The sequence below is a fragment of the Novimethylophilus kurashikiensis genome (genome assembly GCF_003112435.1).
GTDB classification, from domain to species: Bacteria; Pseudomonadota; Gammaproteobacteria; order Burkholderiales; family Methylophilaceae; genus Novimethylophilus; species Novimethylophilus kurashikiensis.
Genome location: NZ_BDOQ01000003.1, coordinates 560308 through 576509, shown reverse-complemented (window position 1 = coordinate 576509; position 16202 = coordinate 560308). Strand labels below are relative to the sequence as shown.

The 16202-nt window shown below is 59.6% G+C and carries 14 protein-coding genes; 6 read left to right on the top strand and 8 right to left on the bottom strand.

The features are described from left to right. Nucleotides 1-73: 73 nt before the first annotated feature. The 4 genes from NMK_RS06270 to NMK_RS06255 all read right to left on the bottom strand — a co-directional run bounded on the left by NMK_RS06270 (nucleotide 74) and on the right by NMK_RS06255 (nucleotide 3509). On the bottom strand, nucleotides 74-829 hold the full coding sequence (locus NMK_RS06270; protein ID WP_109014887.1) for a metal ABC transporter permease: 756 nt from the start codon (nucleotides 827-829) through the stop codon (nucleotides 74-76). Continuing rightward, nucleotides 826-1731, bottom strand: coding sequence for a metal ABC transporter substrate-binding protein (locus NMK_RS06265; RefSeq protein WP_109014886.1), 906 nt, complete (start codon nucleotides 1729-1731; stop codon nucleotides 826-828). Before NMK_RS06265 ends, NMK_RS06270 begins: the two co-directional genes overlap by 4 nt. Nucleotides 1732-1742: 11 nt before the next feature. Beyond that, nucleotides 1743-3116 (bottom strand): hypothetical protein, encoded by a 1374-nt coding sequence (locus tag NMK_RS06260; RefSeq protein ID WP_109014885.1) that lies wholly within the window; start codon nucleotides 3114-3116, stop codon nucleotides 1743-1745. A 69-nt stretch (nucleotides 3117-3185) separates the two neighbouring features. Beyond that, complete coding sequence (locus NMK_RS06255; protein ID WP_109014884.1) at nucleotides 3186-3509, bottom strand: DUF2946 family protein; 324 nt, start codon at nucleotides 3507-3509, stop codon at nucleotides 3186-3188. 138 nt (nucleotides 3510-3647) lie between these two features. Here NMK_RS06255 and thiD point away from each other — a divergent pair, with 138 nt between their 5' ends. The 3 genes from thiD to hemL are packed head-to-tail and all read left to right on the top strand — an operon-like array spanning nucleotide 3648 to nucleotide 6382. Further along, nucleotides 3648-4496, top strand: coding sequence for a bifunctional hydroxymethylpyrimidine kinase/phosphomethylpyrimidine kinase (gene thiD, locus NMK_RS06250; RefSeq protein WP_109014883.1), 849 nt, complete (start codon nucleotides 3648-3650; stop codon nucleotides 4494-4496). Next, on the top strand, nucleotides 4477-5094 hold the full coding sequence (gene thiE / locus NMK_RS06245) for a thiamine phosphate synthase (RefSeq protein ID WP_109014882.1): 618 nt from the start codon (nucleotides 4477-4479) through the stop codon (nucleotides 5092-5094). Before thiD ends, thiE begins: the two co-directional genes overlap by 20 nt. 10 nt (nucleotides 5095-5104) lie before the next feature. Beyond that, on the top strand, nucleotides 5105-6382 hold the full coding sequence (hemL, locus tag NMK_RS06240) for a glutamate-1-semialdehyde 2,1-aminomutase (RefSeq protein WP_109015089.1): 1278 nt from the start codon (nucleotides 5105-5107) through the stop codon (nucleotides 6380-6382). Nucleotides 6383-6454: 72 nt separating this feature from the next. Here hemL and NMK_RS06235 read toward each other — a convergent pair whose 3' ends face one another. From NMK_RS06235 to NMK_RS06220, 4 genes are read right to left on the bottom strand one after another with little or no spacing between them, the layout of a single operon-like run. Further along, entirely contained in the window at nucleotides 6455-6766 is a 312-nt protein-coding gene (locus NMK_RS06235; RefSeq protein WP_109014881.1) for a (2Fe-2S) ferredoxin domain-containing protein, read from the bottom strand. Nucleotides 6767-6790: 24 nt separating this feature from the next. Then, a complete protein-coding gene (locus NMK_RS06230; RefSeq protein ID WP_227871388.1) occupies nucleotides 6791-7726 on the bottom strand; it encodes a TonB family protein in 936 nt (311 codons plus the stop codon). Continuing rightward, entirely contained in the window at nucleotides 7723-9096 is a 1374-nt protein-coding gene (gene mpl, locus NMK_RS06225; RefSeq protein ID WP_109014880.1) for a UDP-N-acetylmuramate:L-alanyl-gamma-D-glutamyl-meso-diaminopimelate ligase, read from the bottom strand. Before mpl ends, NMK_RS06230 begins: the two co-directional genes overlap by 4 nt. Then, on the bottom strand, nucleotides 9096-9866 hold the full coding sequence (locus NMK_RS06220) for a carbonic anhydrase (RefSeq protein ID WP_181376180.1): 771 nt from the start codon (nucleotides 9864-9866) through the stop codon (nucleotides 9096-9098). The genes mpl and NMK_RS06220 overlap by 1 nt, the downstream gene beginning before the upstream one ends. Before the next feature lie 290 nt (nucleotides 9867-10156). On the opposite strand from NMK_RS06220, the gene NMK_RS06215 reads away from it, so the two are divergent. Genes NMK_RS06215 through NMK_RS06205 form a run of 3 tightly spaced genes read left to right on the top strand, consistent with a single transcriptional unit; the run spans nucleotide 10157 to nucleotide 16174 of the window. Beyond that, nucleotides 10157-11392 (top strand): EAL and HDOD domain-containing protein, encoded by a 1236-nt coding sequence (locus NMK_RS06215; protein ID WP_109014878.1) that lies wholly within the window; start codon nucleotides 10157-10159, stop codon nucleotides 11390-11392. Nucleotides 11393-11440: 48 nt separating this feature from the next. Next, on the top strand, nucleotides 11441-15292 hold the full coding sequence (metH, locus tag NMK_RS06210; protein WP_109014877.1) for a methionine synthase: 3852 nt from the start codon (nucleotides 11441-11443) through the stop codon (nucleotides 15290-15292). A 24-nt stretch (nucleotides 15293-15316) separates the two neighbouring features. Continuing rightward, nucleotides 15317-16174, top strand: coding sequence for an HDOD domain-containing protein (locus NMK_RS06205; RefSeq protein ID WP_109014876.1), 858 nt, complete (start codon nucleotides 15317-15319; stop codon nucleotides 16172-16174). The last annotated feature ends 28 nt before the right edge of the window (nucleotides 16175-16202 follow it).

Here is a 16202-nt window from a genome sequence, read left to right as displayed (position 1 = left end):
AAAACGAGGCCATCTGCAAAGGCCAGCGTGACGGTTGGCGCTTTGTTGTTTTATAGCCGGGGGATGGCTTCCATCATAGCTTAAAGCCGCGCAGATTGGCGAGAATGCCCATGCCCGCCAAGCACCACACGATCACCGCGCCGGAAGGCAGGTCGAACACGGCGGACAAGGCCAGGCCGATGGCATAGGCCAGTCCGCCAATCACATAACCGCCGGTCAATTTTCGTTTTTCCGGCCAATTGCGCACCGCCAGCGCAGGCAGGATGAGGCTGGAAAACACCAGGTACACGCCCACCAGTTGCACCGAGGCCGTGACTGCGACGGCAAACAGCGCGTAAAAGCCGAAGTGCTCCAGCCGCTTCCTGCTACCGAACCAGATCGCCAGCGTCAGCACGGCCACGGCTGCTGCCGGAATCAACTGCGTCGGCGTCACCCAAAGGATCTGCCCAGAGAGCAGGTCTTTCAGATGCTCGCCGCCATGCGGATTGTTGGCAAGCAGCAGGATGCCGGCGGTGGCCGCCAGCACGAAGACGGCGCCGATGAGGGCTTCCTGGACCTCGGGCCAGCGCTTTTCCGTCCAGGTCAGCAGCCAGGCACCAGGGATGGCTGCCGATAGCGCCGCTATCTGCACTGCCCAGCCTTGCGGCTCGAAGCCGAGCAAGTCGGCGGCGATCACCCCGAGCCCGGCGATCTGTGCCACGGCCAGGTCGATGAACACGATGCCGCGTTTCAACACCTGTTGGCCTAGCGGCACATGCGTGGCAAGTACCAGCAACCCCGCCAGCAAGGCGGGGCCGAGGATGCTCAAATTAAGGGTGTCGAGGTTCATTTGGCGGCATCCAGCAGGCGTTGAATGGTGTCGTCGAACAGGCTGAACAAGTCCTTGGCCTTGTCGTCGCCACCTACGGAGAAGGGCAAGGCTACGGCGGGAATCTTGGCGCGTTCGGCCAGCCACTGCGACGCGCGGTCGTCGTTGTAGGCAGCGCGGATCACCATTTTGGCGGGTTGGCGCTTCAGCTGGTCCAGCACTTCGGCAAGATGGCTGCTGGTGGGTTCCACGCCGGGCTTGGGTTCCAAAGCCGCCACTTCCTTGAGGCCCAGCCAGTCTTCCAGATACGGGAATCCCTTGTGCTGCACGACGATGGACATGCCCTTGAGCGGTGCGGCTTGTGTCTCCCAGCGCTTGATGGCGTCTTGCCAGCGTTGCGAGAAATCCTGATGGCGCTGTTTGTAGAACGCGGCATTGGCAGGGTCGACCTCGGCCAGCCGTTGGGCCAGCGCATCGGCGACCTTGGCGATATTGCGTGCATCGGTCTGGATATGCGGGTTGCCCTGGGCATGCACGTCACCGTCGGCGCGATCCAATCGCGAAGGAATCTCCAAACGGCGCACGTAATTGCCTGCCTCGAAATATCCGGGCTTGCCCGGCTGAATCTCGCTGTTACCGCTCTGGCGCAGCACCATGGGCAGCCAGCCGATCTCCAGTTCCATGCCGGTGCATACAGCCAGGTTGGCCGAGCGTGCCTTGGCGATCAGGCTGGGCTTGGCTTGAACGTGGTGCACGTCCTGCAAGGCCTGGGTGGCGTTATAGACTGAGACTTTGTCGCCACCTAGTTCCTGGGTCAATGCGCCCCACTCTGGTTCGCAAGCAAAGATATTCAGCGCGGCCTGCGCAGGGAGGACGGCCAGGGTGAGCAGCGCGAAGGCCAGGGTTTTAATCAATTTGTGCATGGTCGAACTCCTTAGAACTTGTGGGCACCGTGGGCGCCCAGGCTCATGATGTATTGAACGAAGAACTGATTGTCGGTCTGGTTCTCGCGCGATTTGTCCTGCGCCAATTGCAGGCGGATGCGGCTGAACTCGCTCGGGCTGTAATCAAGCATGGCGGTGATGCGGCTCGGGTCGTAGCCGTCGTTGACGATACTGGCCGTGTTGCTGTCGTAGCTGGCACTGCCGCTGTCGAGCTGGTCGTAGCGCAAGCCAACGCGCCAATACGGCCGGAACTGGTACACACCCTGCAAATACCAACCGGACTGACTGGACGAATAGCGGTCGGCGGAGGCCACGTGGTCGATGTCGTAGGTGAGATCGCCGGTTTCGCTGCGATGCAGGTATTCGCCTTGCAGCTTGAAATTGGTCACGTTGGTATTGCCGTTGGGCGCCCATTTCCAGACGAAATCGGCAATCCACAGCCTGCTGGTACCGCTGAACTGGTTGGTGATGAAACTGCCGGCGGTGTCGAGGTCGGGAGATTGACGCTTGTCGGGCGAGGTGCGGAGGTAGGAAAGCCCGGCGCGCCAGCTGCTGCTCACGCCGATGTCGCCGCCCACATGGGCAAACAGGCTGCCCATGGCGGCGCCGTTCTTGTCCTTGCCTTCGGTCCCGGCGATACGTCCGCGGCCAGCTTCGGCCCCCAGTTCGAGGAACAAATCGGTCGGTGCTACCCATTTCACCTGGACGCCGTCGTCCCCGTATTGGCCGCCGAGGAAGGCTTGGTAGACGAGCGGATTGTCGACGAAATCCCAGGTATGTGCGTGCTGTTCGTTGAGGTAGCCCACTCCGGAGAAAAAACGCCCGCCTTTGACGGTCAAACCTGCCGGCAGCGCCGTAGTCTGCACGAAGGCTTCTTCTACGCTGACGGTGTTGTCCGGGGCCAGTGCCAGGTTGAGCCCGCCGTAGAAATAGTGGTCGATATTCGCGTACACCCCCAGCTCCGATTCCGCCAGGCTCAAGCCGCGCACGCCCGGCCCAATTTCGCCGCCGGCCTGGAATCCGGTGATGTGGTAATCGGAATTCTGCGAACGGTTGGCGTAGATGCCGGAAAGGATCAGGGAGATGTCCGGGTTGAACGCATTGCTGCTGGCGGGTGCCTTGCTGGCAGAGGCTTCGATGGCAGCAGATTCGGCCTTGGCTGCGCTTTCCTCCGCTTTGCCGGCACTGGCTTGTACCTGTTCCAGCTTGGTTTCCAAGGCTTGAATGCGCGATTCGTAGCTGTTGCGCATCTGCTGGACTTCTGCCCGCAGTTTTTCCATTTCGTCGCTATCGTTGGCGGACGCCAGCAGGGGCGTGCCGAAGGCCAGCGCTACAGCGCTCGCCACGAGTTTTTTTGTAATCATGATGACCTCGGTTAAAAATGAGCAGACGCACCGCTGGCAAACAGCCTGCGGTGCGGATTAGAGCTATCGTTAAACGAGGATAGGTGGTGCGCGGGCGGCGTAGTGGCGAGTGGTATCGGTCGCGTGACCGATATGGTCCTCGGCCGACACTGCTTGCTGGTCGGAGGTGACGGCGAAAACAACGTGGCTGATGCCGACGGCGCTGCCGAGTGAAGCATAGGTGACGCACTTGTCGCAAAACGCGGCATGCGTGGCCTTGTTGTCTGGAGAGGAGCCGCCTTGGGTTTGCCCTTGCTCGTCCGCCAGGTGCGAGAGCGCGTGCACAGCCGCACCCTGTTGCCCGAAGGCGAACAGGAAGGCGAGCGTGAAGACGAGGAACAAACGGCGAATCATGGGCTTATTCTATCTCAACTTTGCTGACCGATTCTGACCGCATGAAGGATGCCGCACTGTCGGCCTTTGCGGCTTTTCCGTTAAAATGCGGTTTTTATCCCACGGTTGCAGCTGTTCGCTGCGCCTCCAGTACCCCACATGAATCCAACGCCTCCCGTCGTACTCACCTTTGCCGGCACCGACCCCACCAGCGGCGCAGGCTTGCAGGCTGACATCCTTACCTTGTCCAGCATCGGCTGCCACCCGGCGTCAGTGGTTACGGCGGTCACCGTGCAGGATACGTTGGGCGTGGACAACGTCATGGTGTTCGACCCCGAATGGGTGGAAGAGCAAGCGCGCGCTGTGCTGGAAGACATGGAAGTCGGCGTGTTCAAGCTTGGCATGCTGGGCAGCGTGGAGAACGTTGCCATCATTGCGGAAATCCTCGCCGATTACCCGGATGTGTTGCTGGTGATGGATACCGTGCTCGCCTCCGGCCGCGGCGATGAGCTGGCGACCGAGGAAATGCAGGAAGCCATGCGTGACCTGCTGCTGCCGCAAGCTTCCATCATCACGCCCAACAGTATCGAGGCGCGGCGCCTGGCATTCTTCGACGACAGCGAGGAAGACGAGGAAAACGCCTCGTTGGACGAATGTGCCAAGCGACTTCTGGAAATGGGTTGCGAGCACGTGATGATCACCGGCACGCACGAACGCAGCCTGGACGTGACGAATACGTTGTACGGCCACAAAGGCCACAAGCGTTCCTGGCAGTGGGAGCGGCTCCCCGGCAGCTATCACGGCTCCGGCTGTACCTTGGCATCGGCAATTGCAGCCTGTCTCGCGCACGGCCTGACCATGGAAGAAGCCGTTGCCGAAGCGCAGGAATATACCTGGGCCACGCTCAAGGGCGCCTTCCGCCCCGGCATGGGCCAATACATTCCGGATCGCCTGTTCTGGGCGCGCGACGAGGATCAAAAGCGCGAGGATGAAGACCATCAGCATTAACGGCTTATACGCCATTACGCCGGACTCGGACGACCGTGATGCGCTGTTGCGCAAAGTCGAAGCTGGGTTGACCGGTGGTGCGCGGGTGATCCAGTATCGCAACAAGACCGAAGGTGCGCCGCACCTAGAGATGGCGAAGGGCATCGCCGCGCTTTGCCGACAGTTCAATGCCGTATTCATCGTCAACGATGACGTGGAACTGGCACTGCAAACCGATGCCGACGGCGTGCATCTGGGCCGCGACGATGGCGATATCGCCCCAGCACGGTCAAGCTTGGGTGCCGGCCGCATCATCGGCGTGAGTTGCTACGGCAGCTTGGCGCGGGCGTTGGAAGCGCAAGCCGCAGGTGCCGATTACGTGGCCTTCGGCAGTATGTTCCCCTCTTCTACCAAGCCGCAGGCGCCGCACGCCCCGCTCTCGCTGCTGACCGAGGCACGGCAGGTGCTGCAAGTTCCCATCGTTGCGATCGGGGGCATCACATTGCACAATGCGCCTCAAGTCGTGGATGCCGGTGCCGACGCCGTGGCCGTGATCAGCGCCGTATTCGATACCCCCGACATTGCGCAGGCCGCGCAGGCATTTTCCAATCTTTTTTAGAAACCCAGACATCATGAGCAAAAACCAGCAGTTGTTCGAACGATCCCAGAAACTCATTCCAGGCGGCGTCAACTCGCCGGTACGCGCCTTCCGCTCGGTGGGCGGCACGCCGGTGTTCTTCAAGCGCGGCCTAGGAGCGTATGTCTGGGACGAGGACGACAACCAGTACGTGGATTACGTCGGCTCCTGGGGGCCGATGATCCTGGGTCACGCGCATCCTGAAGTGATCGAGGCTGTTCGCGAAGCGGCGGGTAATAGTTTGTCGTTCGGCGCGCCCACGGCTCGCGAGCTGGAAATGGCGGAGCTCCTGATCAAGCTGGTGCCCAGCATGGAGCAGGTGCGCCTGGTCAGCTCCGGCACTGAAGCGACCATGAGCGCAATCCGCCTGGCACGCGGTTTTACCGGACGCAGCAAGATCGTCAAGTTCGAAGGCTGCTACCACGGCCACGCCGATGCCTTGCTGGTGAAGGCCGGTTCCGGCGCTCTCACTTTCGGCCAGCCGAGTTCGGCCGGCGTGCCGCCTGAAGTCGCAGCGCACACCATCACGTTGTCCTATAACGACATCGCAGGCGTGGAAGAGCTGTTCGCCACCATCGGCAGCGAAATCGCTTGCGTCATCGTCGAGCCCGTCGCAGGCAACATGAACCTGATCGCGCCCGCCCCCGGCTTCCTGCAAGCCCTGCGTGCGCAGTGCTCCCAGCGCGGCGCGGTCCTGATTTTCGACGAAGTGATGACGGGTTTCCGCGTGGCCCTGGGCGGTGCGCAAGGGCTCTACGGCATTACGCCCGACCTCACTACGCTGGGCAAGGTCATCGGCGGCGGTCTACCTGTAGGTGCTTTCGGCGGACGCCGCGACATCATGCAATGCCTGGCGCCGGTGGGTCCGGTGTATCAGGCCGGTACGCTGTCCGGCAATCCGGTCGCCGTGGCAGCTGGGTTGACGACGTTGAAGCTGGTGCAGCAAGCCGGTTTCTACGATCGCCTGACCGCCCGCACCGCGCAGTTTGTAGATGGGTTGAAGCAGGTGGCCAAGGAGAAAGGCGTGACCTTCAGTGCGCAAAGCGTAGGCGGCATGTTTGGCGTGTATTTCAGCGAACAAGCGCCATCGAGTTACGCCGAAGTCATGCAGTCGGATAAGGATGCCTTCAACCGCTTCTTCCATGCCATGCTGGAAAACGGCGTTTACCTGGCGCCTTCGGCGTTCGAAGCCGGCTTCGTCTCCGCTATGCACGGTGATGCGGAAATCGAGAAGACGCTGGACGCGGCGCGCAGGGCTTTTGGCGCCTGATCGACAGCAGTAGAAATAAAAACGGCGGCAGGTCTGCGAAGACCGCCGCCGTTTTTTATTTGGGCTTTGGGTTTATTCCACCTTCAAGCGTTCTACGACCTTGCCCTGCTTGATGTGGGATTCGATGATTTCGTCGATGTCTTCCCGGTCAATGAATGTGTACCAGACAGCCTCGGGGTACACCACCATCAAGGGGCCTTCGCCGCAGCGGTCGAAGCAACCGGCGCGATTCACGCGCGTCTTGCTCTCGCCGTTGAGCTTTTCGGCCTTGATGCGCGACTTCATGTAGTCGAACAGCGCCTCGGTATTGCCGGTGCCGCAGCATAGGGCGCCGTCCTCACGCTGGTTGAGGCAAAAAAATACGTGATGTTGGAAGTGGCTCATAATGTTATGGCGAGTTTTTAAAAGCTAGTTGGCGGATGAGGCGAGAGATTCTTCGCGGGTGAAGGTCCAGGTACGGGTGATGCTGAGGATGTCGGTGTCCTTGCGTATGTCCGGGGTAAAGGCGGCATAGGGTGCGGCTAGCTCGACGATGCGCTTAGCGGCGTCATCGAGCACCTTGTAGCCTGAGCTTTGGTTGATTTCCAGGCTTTCGATAGTGCCGTCGGCGCGAATGGACACCGTCATTTTGAGTTTGCCGTAGATCTTCTGGGTTTTGGCCGCTTCGGGATAATTGAGGTTCCCCACTTTTTCCACCTTCTGGCGCCAATCCTCGACGTAGGCGGCAAACTTGTATTCTGCAGCGCGGGCACCGATGAACTTGCGCTTGGGGCGGCGCTGGTAATCGTCTTGTTCCTTGGCGATCTCGGCCTCGAGTTGTGCGGCTTGCAACAGGCTCTTGCTCAAGAGATCGCTGGCTTCGACCTGAGGTTTGGCCGCGGCAGTCGGGGTGGGCGTCTGCTCGACTTGGCGTGTGGATTTGAGCTGCGTCATGGTCTGCTGCACGCGCTGTTCCAGTTGCTGCACCTTTTGCTGGCGTTCGACGCGATCGGCCTCGATCTGCGCGACTTGCGCCGCCATGCGCTTCTCGGAGGCATCCGGCGTGGCGCTGGTATCGACCGCCATTTTTTTCGCCGAAGGCAACGGCGACTTCATGCGCCGTTTTTCTTCCGTATTGCCGCCGCGATCCAGGTTGGTCTGCGCCAGCGCATCGGCCTTGATGGGGCGCGAATTGGTCTTGGCGTTGACCAGGATCACATCCAGCGTTGCCAGGTTGTCCTGAAGTTTTTTGAGATCGGGCAGGCTGAAATTGATGCCGCCAATGACAATGGCATGCAGCGCCAGGGAAACCCCTAGCGCGACTTCGAACAGATGGGTCCGGGCGTAGGCCAACCAGGATTTCAAGCCGCCAACCTCTCCAGCAATTTACTGTGAATGCCGCCGAACCCGCCGTTGCTCATGACCAGGATATGGTCGCCGGGTCGGGCCTCACGGGCAATGGCCTCGACCAAATCGTGCAAATCGTTCTTAGTGACGGCTTTATTTCCCAACGGCGCCAGGGCCTCTGCCGCATCCCAGCCCAGGTTGCCGGCATAGCAGAAGACCTGGTCGGCATCCTTCAGGCTGCCCGGCAGCGCAGTTTTCATCACGCCCAGTTTCATGGTGTTGGAGCGCGGTTCCAGCACGGCGAGGATGCGGGCCTTGCCGGTCTTGGCGCGCAGCCCTGCCACGGTGGTCGCTATCGCAGTGGGATGGTGGGCGAAATCGTCGTAGACGGTGATGTCGTTGACCACGCCGCGGATTTCCATGCGGCGCTTCACGTTCTCGAAACGGCCCAGTGCATCGCAGGCAGTCTTTGGCGTTACGCCGATGTGTCGTGCTGCGGCGATTGCGGCCAGTGCGTTGCTTCGGTTGTGGGCGCCCATCAGGCTCCATTCCACACGGCCTTGCGGCTGTCCGGACAATTCCACGGTAAAGCTGCCGTCTGGTTGTACATTGGTAGCGCGCCAGCCGGTGGCGTGATTGAAATGTTCAGTGGGCGTCCAGCAGCCTCGCGCCATTACGCGCTCCAGGCTGTCTTCCTCGCCGTTGGCGATAATGAGTCCTTGCCCTGGCACCGTGCGTACCAAGTGGTGGAACTGGGTTTCGATGGCGTTGAGGTCGGCGAAGATATCAGCGTGGTCGAACTCCAGGTTGTTCAGCACCGCCGTGCGTGGGCGGTAGTGGACGAACTTGGAGCGTTTGTCGAAGAAGGCCGTGTCGTATTCGTCGGCTTCGATCACGAAGAACGGCGATTTGCCCTTGGGTTCCTGCCGGGGAGCACCGGGCAGGCGAGCGGAAAGGCCGAAGTTCTGGGGCACCCCGCCGATGAGGAAGCCTGGGCTCAAGCCCGCGTCTTCGAGGATCCAGGCCAGCATGGAGGTGGTCGTCGTCTTGCCGTGTGTGCCGGCGACAGCCAGCACCCATTTGTCGTGCAGGATGTTCTCGGCGAGCCATTGGGGGCCAGAGACGTATGGGAGGCCACGATTGAGAATGGCCTCCATGAGTGGATTGCCGCGCGAGACGACGTTGCCGATGACGTAGATATCCGGGTTGAGCTCAAGCTGATCTTCGGAGTAGCCCTCGATGAGATCGATGCCCTGCGCTTCCAGCTGAGTACTCATGGGCGGATAAACATTGGCATCGCAACCGGTGACGCGGTGACCGGATTGCTTGGCGAGGGCGGCGATACCGCCCATGAACGTGCCGCAAATGCCGAGGATATGGATGTGCATTAGTCGGATTTCTTGGTGAAGGACGCTTTGGCCGGCTGCTTGTCCAGCTTGAGGCTCGCGCCTGAAAAGTTCATGAGGGCCGCCATGATGCTGCCGGCGTCCGTTTTGCCGTTGATGTTGGTAATGACCAGCCGGCCCTGGCCCTGTTTCAACGCATTTTGAAAATCGTAGATAGCGCCGATGATTGTCAGTTTGCCTGCGCTCACTTCGGCGTCGAATTTGTTGAGCGCGAACGTGACTTGCAGGTTGACGTTGGTCTGCACGCCGGTCAGCCATTGTTCCTCGGCATCTTGCTTTGGGTTCTTGGGCGGGAGCTTGATGGTGGCGAGCTCGCGCTTGATGGCAGGTGAGTTGTCCGCGTCCTTGCTATACGCGGCCTTGATGGCACCGCAGGCCGAATGGCCGATCACAATAAGCAGCGGCGTATGCAGCTGGCGCACGCCGTATTCCACCGATCCCTCGGACGTGGCGATCTGGTTGCCGATGTTGCGCACCACGAATAAATCGCCGTCCGGCGTTTTGTCGAAGGCTTGCATGTGTACGCGCGAATCGGCACAGGTGACGACAGTGGCGCGAGGCTGCTGTTTTTCCTGGAATGGCTTGAAGTAATCGGGCTTGTGGGATTTGACGAAGGCGGCGTTGTCGTCCATGAGGTTGCGCACTACGCCGCGCAGCTGTGCGAATTCGTCGCCGGCGGCATCTTCCTGGGCCAATGAAGGCAGACTGGCAAGCGCTAAATACGCCAACCCCAGCCAACTACTCAATCTCATGCCGTTTAAAACCACTCGCACCCCGAACCCGTTATTTTGCCTGCGACGCCAGCCCATGCCCTGCCGATTCAGGGCTGGCAATAAACGGCGTATAATAAGGCATTTATCGCATCAGTAGGAATTGCCGGCGGGGTGCCGGCCGCCGGGGCTGAAGCGCCGGTCGATTGCCATGACACCAGATGGGTTTGCCCAGAAACAACAAAAATGGATTCGACACCTTGCCGCGTATTTCGTGAGGGCCTAGCTCAGGTGCTGGCGTTTATCCCGCTGAACCGGGAGCGCATTTAGCCTTGAACCTGCCAGAACACACCGAGATATTCCTGGGGCGCCAGCCGATCCTGGACGCCAGCCAGAACGTGGTGGCCTATGAGCTATTGTTCCGCTCGGGCTGGAACCTGAGTGCGAACGTCACCAACGACGTGCTGGCGACTGCAACTGTGATTACGAACACAGTCAGTCATTTCGGTATCGACAACGTGCTGGACAAGCAACTCGGGTTCATCAACGTGTCCTACGAGTTGCTGATGAGCGACGTGCTCGAGCTGTTGCCTAAGGAACGCATCGTGCTCGAGATCCTAGAGACGGTGAAGATCGACCCCAAGGCAGTCGAGCGCTGCCGCGAGTTGAAGGCCAAGGGCTTTCGCCTGGCTTTGGACGATTTCGAATACGACGATTCGTACGATGAGTTGTTCGAGGTCGTCGATATCATCAAATTCGATATGCTGCTTTCCTCACCCGAGCAGGTCGAGGCGTCTTTGGAGCGCATACGGCGATGGCCGCAGATTCAGCTGCTGGCGGAAAAGGTGGAAGACCTCGAGCAGTTCCATCGCTGTCATGCCTGGGGATTTTCGCTGTTCCAGGGCTACTTTTTCGCGCGGCCGGCGATTTTGTCAGGCAAGAAAGCCAATCCTCGCCAGCTGGTGCTGTTGCGGGTAATGAACCAGATCATGAACGACGTCGAGATCCGCGAGATCGAGAATACGTTCAAGGAAAGCCCCAACTTGGTGTTGGGCCTGTTGCGCTTGGTGAATTCGGTCGGCATGGGGCTGCGGCTCAAGATCAGTTCGCTGCAACAAGCGCTGGTAGTGCTGGGACATAAGCATTTGCAGCGCTGGGTCCAGCTGTTGTTGTATGTGCAGGACGGTACCATCGCCACCAATCCTCTGATGCAAATGGCGGCCACACGGGCAAGAACAATGGAATTGCTGTGCCAGTCGCGCAGCAAGCAGGTGGATGCCGATGCTGCGTTCATGACTGGCATCTTGTCGCTGGTGGACGTGCTGTTGGGCATGAACATGGAAGACATCCTCAACCAGCTAAGCCTGTCCGAGGATGTACGCGATGCCATTCTGTTGCGTCAGGGTTACCTGGGGCGGCTTCTCGCGCTGATGGAAAGTGTGGAAATCGGCGATTTTTCGTCGGTTGCCGAAGGCCTGGAAAGCCTGCACCTCACCGCGGCCGATCTCAGCCATGCCGAGTTGGAGGCCATGCAATGGGTCGGCCAGCTGGGCGAAATGGTCGATTAACAATTTTTCCGGTTTGTTCAAAACCGACGATTGCTTGAAAGCAGGTCAATGACTTACACACTCTCCCCGACTGAAATTCAACTTCGGGACATCCTGTCGCGCCGCATCATGATCCTGGACGGTGCCATGGGCACCATGATCCAGCAGTACAAGCTGACCGAGCAGGATTATCGCGGCACGCGCTTTGCCGATTTCCAGGGCCCGCTGGGTGAAAAAACGGGCGAGCCCAATCATGTCCACGGGCCGGGCTGCGGTTGTGGCGGGCACGAGGCGCCGCAAGCCAATGGTCGCGAGTTGTTCCTTAAGGGCAACAACGAGCTGCTGACGCTGACGCAGCCGCATGTCATCAGCGAAATTCACGAAAAATATCTCGCTGCCGGTGCGGATATGATCGAGACCAATACCTTCGGCGCGACCGGCGTTGCGCAGAGCGATTACCACATGGCGCATCTCGCCTATGAGATGAATGTCGAGGCCGCCAAGTTGGCCCGTGCCGCTTGCGATAAATATTCGACACCGGACAAGCCGCGCTTCGTCGCCGGTGCACTCGGCCCGACACCCAAGACCGCGTCGATTTCGCCTGACGTGAACGACCCGGCTGCGCGTAATGTGACCTTCGACCAATTGGCCGAATCGTATCTTGAACAAGTGCGTGGGCTGGTGGCTGGTGGTGCGGATATCCTGCTGGTCGAGACCATTTTCGATACGCTCAATTGCAAGGCGGCGTTGTTCGCCATCGAAACCTTCTTCGACGAGGTCGGCTACCGCATGCCGATCATGATTTCGGGTACGGTGACGGACGCTTCCGGTCGTATCTTGTCCGGACAGACCGTGGCGGCCTTCTGGAACTCGGTGCGTCATGCGCGGCCGTTGTCCATCGGCCTTAACTGCGCACTGGGCGCGACGTTGATGCGACCTTACGCCGAGGAACTGTCGCAAATCGCCGATGCGTTCGTCAGCGTCTACCCCAACGCCGGCTTGCCGAACCCGATGAGCGATACCGGCTTCGACGAAACACCGGACATCACCTCGTCGCTGGTCAAGGAGTTCGCTGAAAGCGGCTTCGTCAACATCGCCGGCGGCTGCTGCGGTACGACGCCGTCGCATATCAAGGCTATCGCAGATGCCCTCAAGGACGTGCCGCCGCGCAACATTCCTGAGATTCCGCAGGCGACGCGCCTTTCTGGCCTGGAGCCTTTCACCATCGACGACAGCTCGCTGTTCGTGAACGTCGGCGAACGTACCAACGTCACCGGTTCCAAAGCCTTCGCCCGCATGATCCTTAACGGGCAGTACGAAGAGGCCTTGAGCGTGGCGCGCCAACAGGTGGAAAACGGCGCGCAGGTGATCGACATCAACATGGACGAGGGCATGCTGGACGCGGTTGCCGCGATGACGCATTTCCTCAACCTGATCGCTTCCGAGCCGGATATCGCTCGTGTGCCCATCATGATCGACTCGTCCAAGTGGTCGGTCATTGAAGCGGGCCTGAAGTGCGTGCAGGGCAAGGCCATCGTCAATTCGATTTCCATGAAGGAAGGCGAAGAGGAATTCCTGCGCCAGGCCAAGCTGTGCCGTCGCTATGGCGCGGCCGTGATCGTGATGGCCTTCGACGAGAAGGGTCAGGCCGACACCTTTGAGCGCAAGACCGAAATCTGCAAGCGTGCCTACGATTTGCTGGTGGAAAAGGCCGATTTCCCGCCTGAGGACATCATTTTCGACCCCAATATTTTCGCCATCGCGACGGGGATCGAAGAGCACAACAACTATGCCGTGGACTTCATCGAAGCGACGCGTTGGATCAAGCAGAACTTGCCCTTTGCAAAAATCTCCGGCGGTGTTTCCAACGTAAGCTTCAGCTTCCGCGGCAACGACGCGGCGCGCGAGGCCATCCATACGGTCTTCCTCTACCACGCCATCAAGGCAGGCATGACCATGGGCATCGTCAACGCCGGCATGATCGGCGTATACGACGATCTCGACCCCGAGCTGCGCGAGCGTGTCGAAGACGTGGTGCTCAACCGCCGTCCTGACGCCACCGAGCGCATGATCGAATTCGCCGGTACGCTGGTGGCGGGAGGCAAGAAAGAAGCCGCCACGCTGGAATGGCGCGGGACGGCGGAGAATCCGGTACCCGTTAACAAGCGCATCGAACATGCGATGGTGCACGGCATTACCGAATTCATCGTTGAGGACACGGAAGAGGCACGACAGCAGGTCATGGCCAACGGCGGACGCCCGATCCACGTCATCGAAGGTCCGCTCATGGACGGCATGAACGTGGTGGGCGACTTGTTCGGCCAGGGCAAGATGTTTTTGCCGCAGGTAGTGAAGTCCGCTCGCGTGATGAAGCAGGCCGTGGCGCACCTGATTCCGTTCATCGAGGAAGAAAAGCGCCTGGAGGAAGAACGCACGGGCATCGTCGCCAAGCCCAAGGGCAAGGTAGTGATCGCGACGGTGAAGGGCGACGTGCACGACATCGGCAAGAACATCGTCTCGGTGGTGCTGCAGTGCAACAACTTCGAGGTGGTGAACATGGGCGTCATGGTGCCGGCCTCGGAAATCCTGGCCAAGGCCAAGGAAGAAGGCGCGGACATCATCGGCCTCTCCGGACTCATCACACCTTCGCTGGAAGAAATGGCCCACGTCGCCAAGGAAATGCAGCGCGATCCGCATTTCCGCGGACTCAAGACGCCACTGCTGATTGGAGGCGCCACGACTTCTCGCGCCCATACCGCAGTGAAAATCGCGCCCAACTATGAAGGGCCGGTGGTCTACGTGCCGGATGCCTCCCGTTCTGTTTCCGTGATGCAGTCGCTGCTCACGCCGGAACAGCGCGATACTTACATCGCCGAATTACAAGCGGACTATGAACGCGTTCGGACTCAGCATGCCAACAAGAAAGGCACGCCACTGCTGACGCTGGCCGAAGCACGCGCCAACAAGGCCAAGGTGGAGTTCGCAGGCAACAACGCACCGACCAAGCCCAAGTTCATCGGCCGTCGCGTGTTCAAGAACCTCGACCTCAACCTGCTGGCCGACTACATCGATTGGGGTCCGTTCTTCCAGACCTGGGATTTGGCCGGGGCTTATCCCGCCATTCTGCAAGACAAGGTGGTTGGCGATGCCGCAACCAAGGTGTTCGCCGAAGGCCAGGCCATGCTGAAGAAGATCATCGAGGGCCGCTGGCTCACCGCAAACGGTGTGATCGCACTAATGCCGGCTAACAGCGTCCACGATGACGATATCGAGATATATACCGACGAATCGCGACAGGAAGTCGCCTTCACCTGGTACGGCATGCGTCAGCAGACGGTAAAGCCGGTGATCGATGGCGTGCCTCGCCCTAACCAGTGCCTGGCGGATTTCATCGCACCTAAAGGCTCAGGAATTGCCGATTACATTGGACTATTCGCCGTCACCGGCGGGCTGGATATCGAGAAGCACGTGCAGCGCTTCCTCGATGCCCACGACGATTACAGCGCGATCATGGTCAAGGCGCTGGCCGACCGCTTGGCCGAAGCCTTCGCCGAATACATGCACGAACGCGTTCGCACCGACCTGTGGGGTTATGCCGCGGATGAAAAGCTTTCCAACGAGGCGCTTATCAAGGAGCAGTACCGCGGCATTCGTCCGGCGCCCGGCTATCCGGCCTGTCCAGATCACACGGTGAAACCCGACATGTTCAAGCTATTGCAATGCGACGAGATCAGCATGACGTTGACTGATTCCTTTGCCATGTCGCCCGCTGCATCGGTCTCCGGTTTTTATCTCGCGCATCCGGATGCCAAGTATTTCAGCGTGGACAAGATCGGTGAAGATCAGCTTCTGGATATGGCGCAGCGACGCGGCGTGGATCGGGAATACCTGGAGCGCTGGCTGGCGCCCAATCTGTCTTAATGGCTCACGGATAAGGACAAGCTCATGGTAACGAAATCGGCGCAAAAAGAGCTGGAAGGGCCGGAGATCAAGGCGATTCTCGAGCAGGGCATTGCTATTCCGTCTCAGCCCAAGGTGCTGATGGAGCTCGATGAACTTGCCAGCCAGCCTAATGTGAGCGTAAAGGCGGTGGCCAAGGTGATCGCCAAGGACCCGGCGTTGCTGGCGAGTGTCTTCAAGGTGGTGAATTCGCCCGCTATGGGGCTCTCAAAGCGCATCGATTCTGCCGAGACGGCGGTGACGTTGTTGGGACTCAAGCAAATTACCAATTTGCTCAAGAGCATCGCCATCCGCCAGGCGCTGGGCGGTAAATCCCTTGCCTACGAGAAGTTTTGGGAGCGCTCAGGCGATATCGCGAAACTTGCGGCCATCATCGCCAAGAAACAGGTCTCGGTGTGCAATATCTTCCCCGATCAGGCCTATATGGCCGGGCTGTTTCATGATTGCGGTGTCCCTGTCCTGATGCAGCGCTTCCCGAATTATTGCAAGGCGCTCGATAGCCAGAATCTCGAACACTGGCCGGAGCTCGACGCCGAGGACAGGCTGTTCAACACCGATCATTGCGTGGTGGGCTATCTGGTCGGTAAGCACTGGCGCCTGCCGGATTTTATTCTTCGATCGGTACGTTTCCATCACGAAATCTGGTCGGTGGCGCACCCGGCCATCACTATGGTGGCCATGCTGCAAATGGCAACGCACTTGTACAACCTGATGATGAAGCTGCCGCAAGAAATAGTCTGGGAAGACAATTGGCGCAACGTGATCGAAGAACTCGGGATTCCCGAAGACGGCTTGCTCGAGTTTGAAGAGGATGCGTTGGAGACATTTACCCTGGGCGGATAATGAAGGTGGACAAAACCGGCCTGGATTA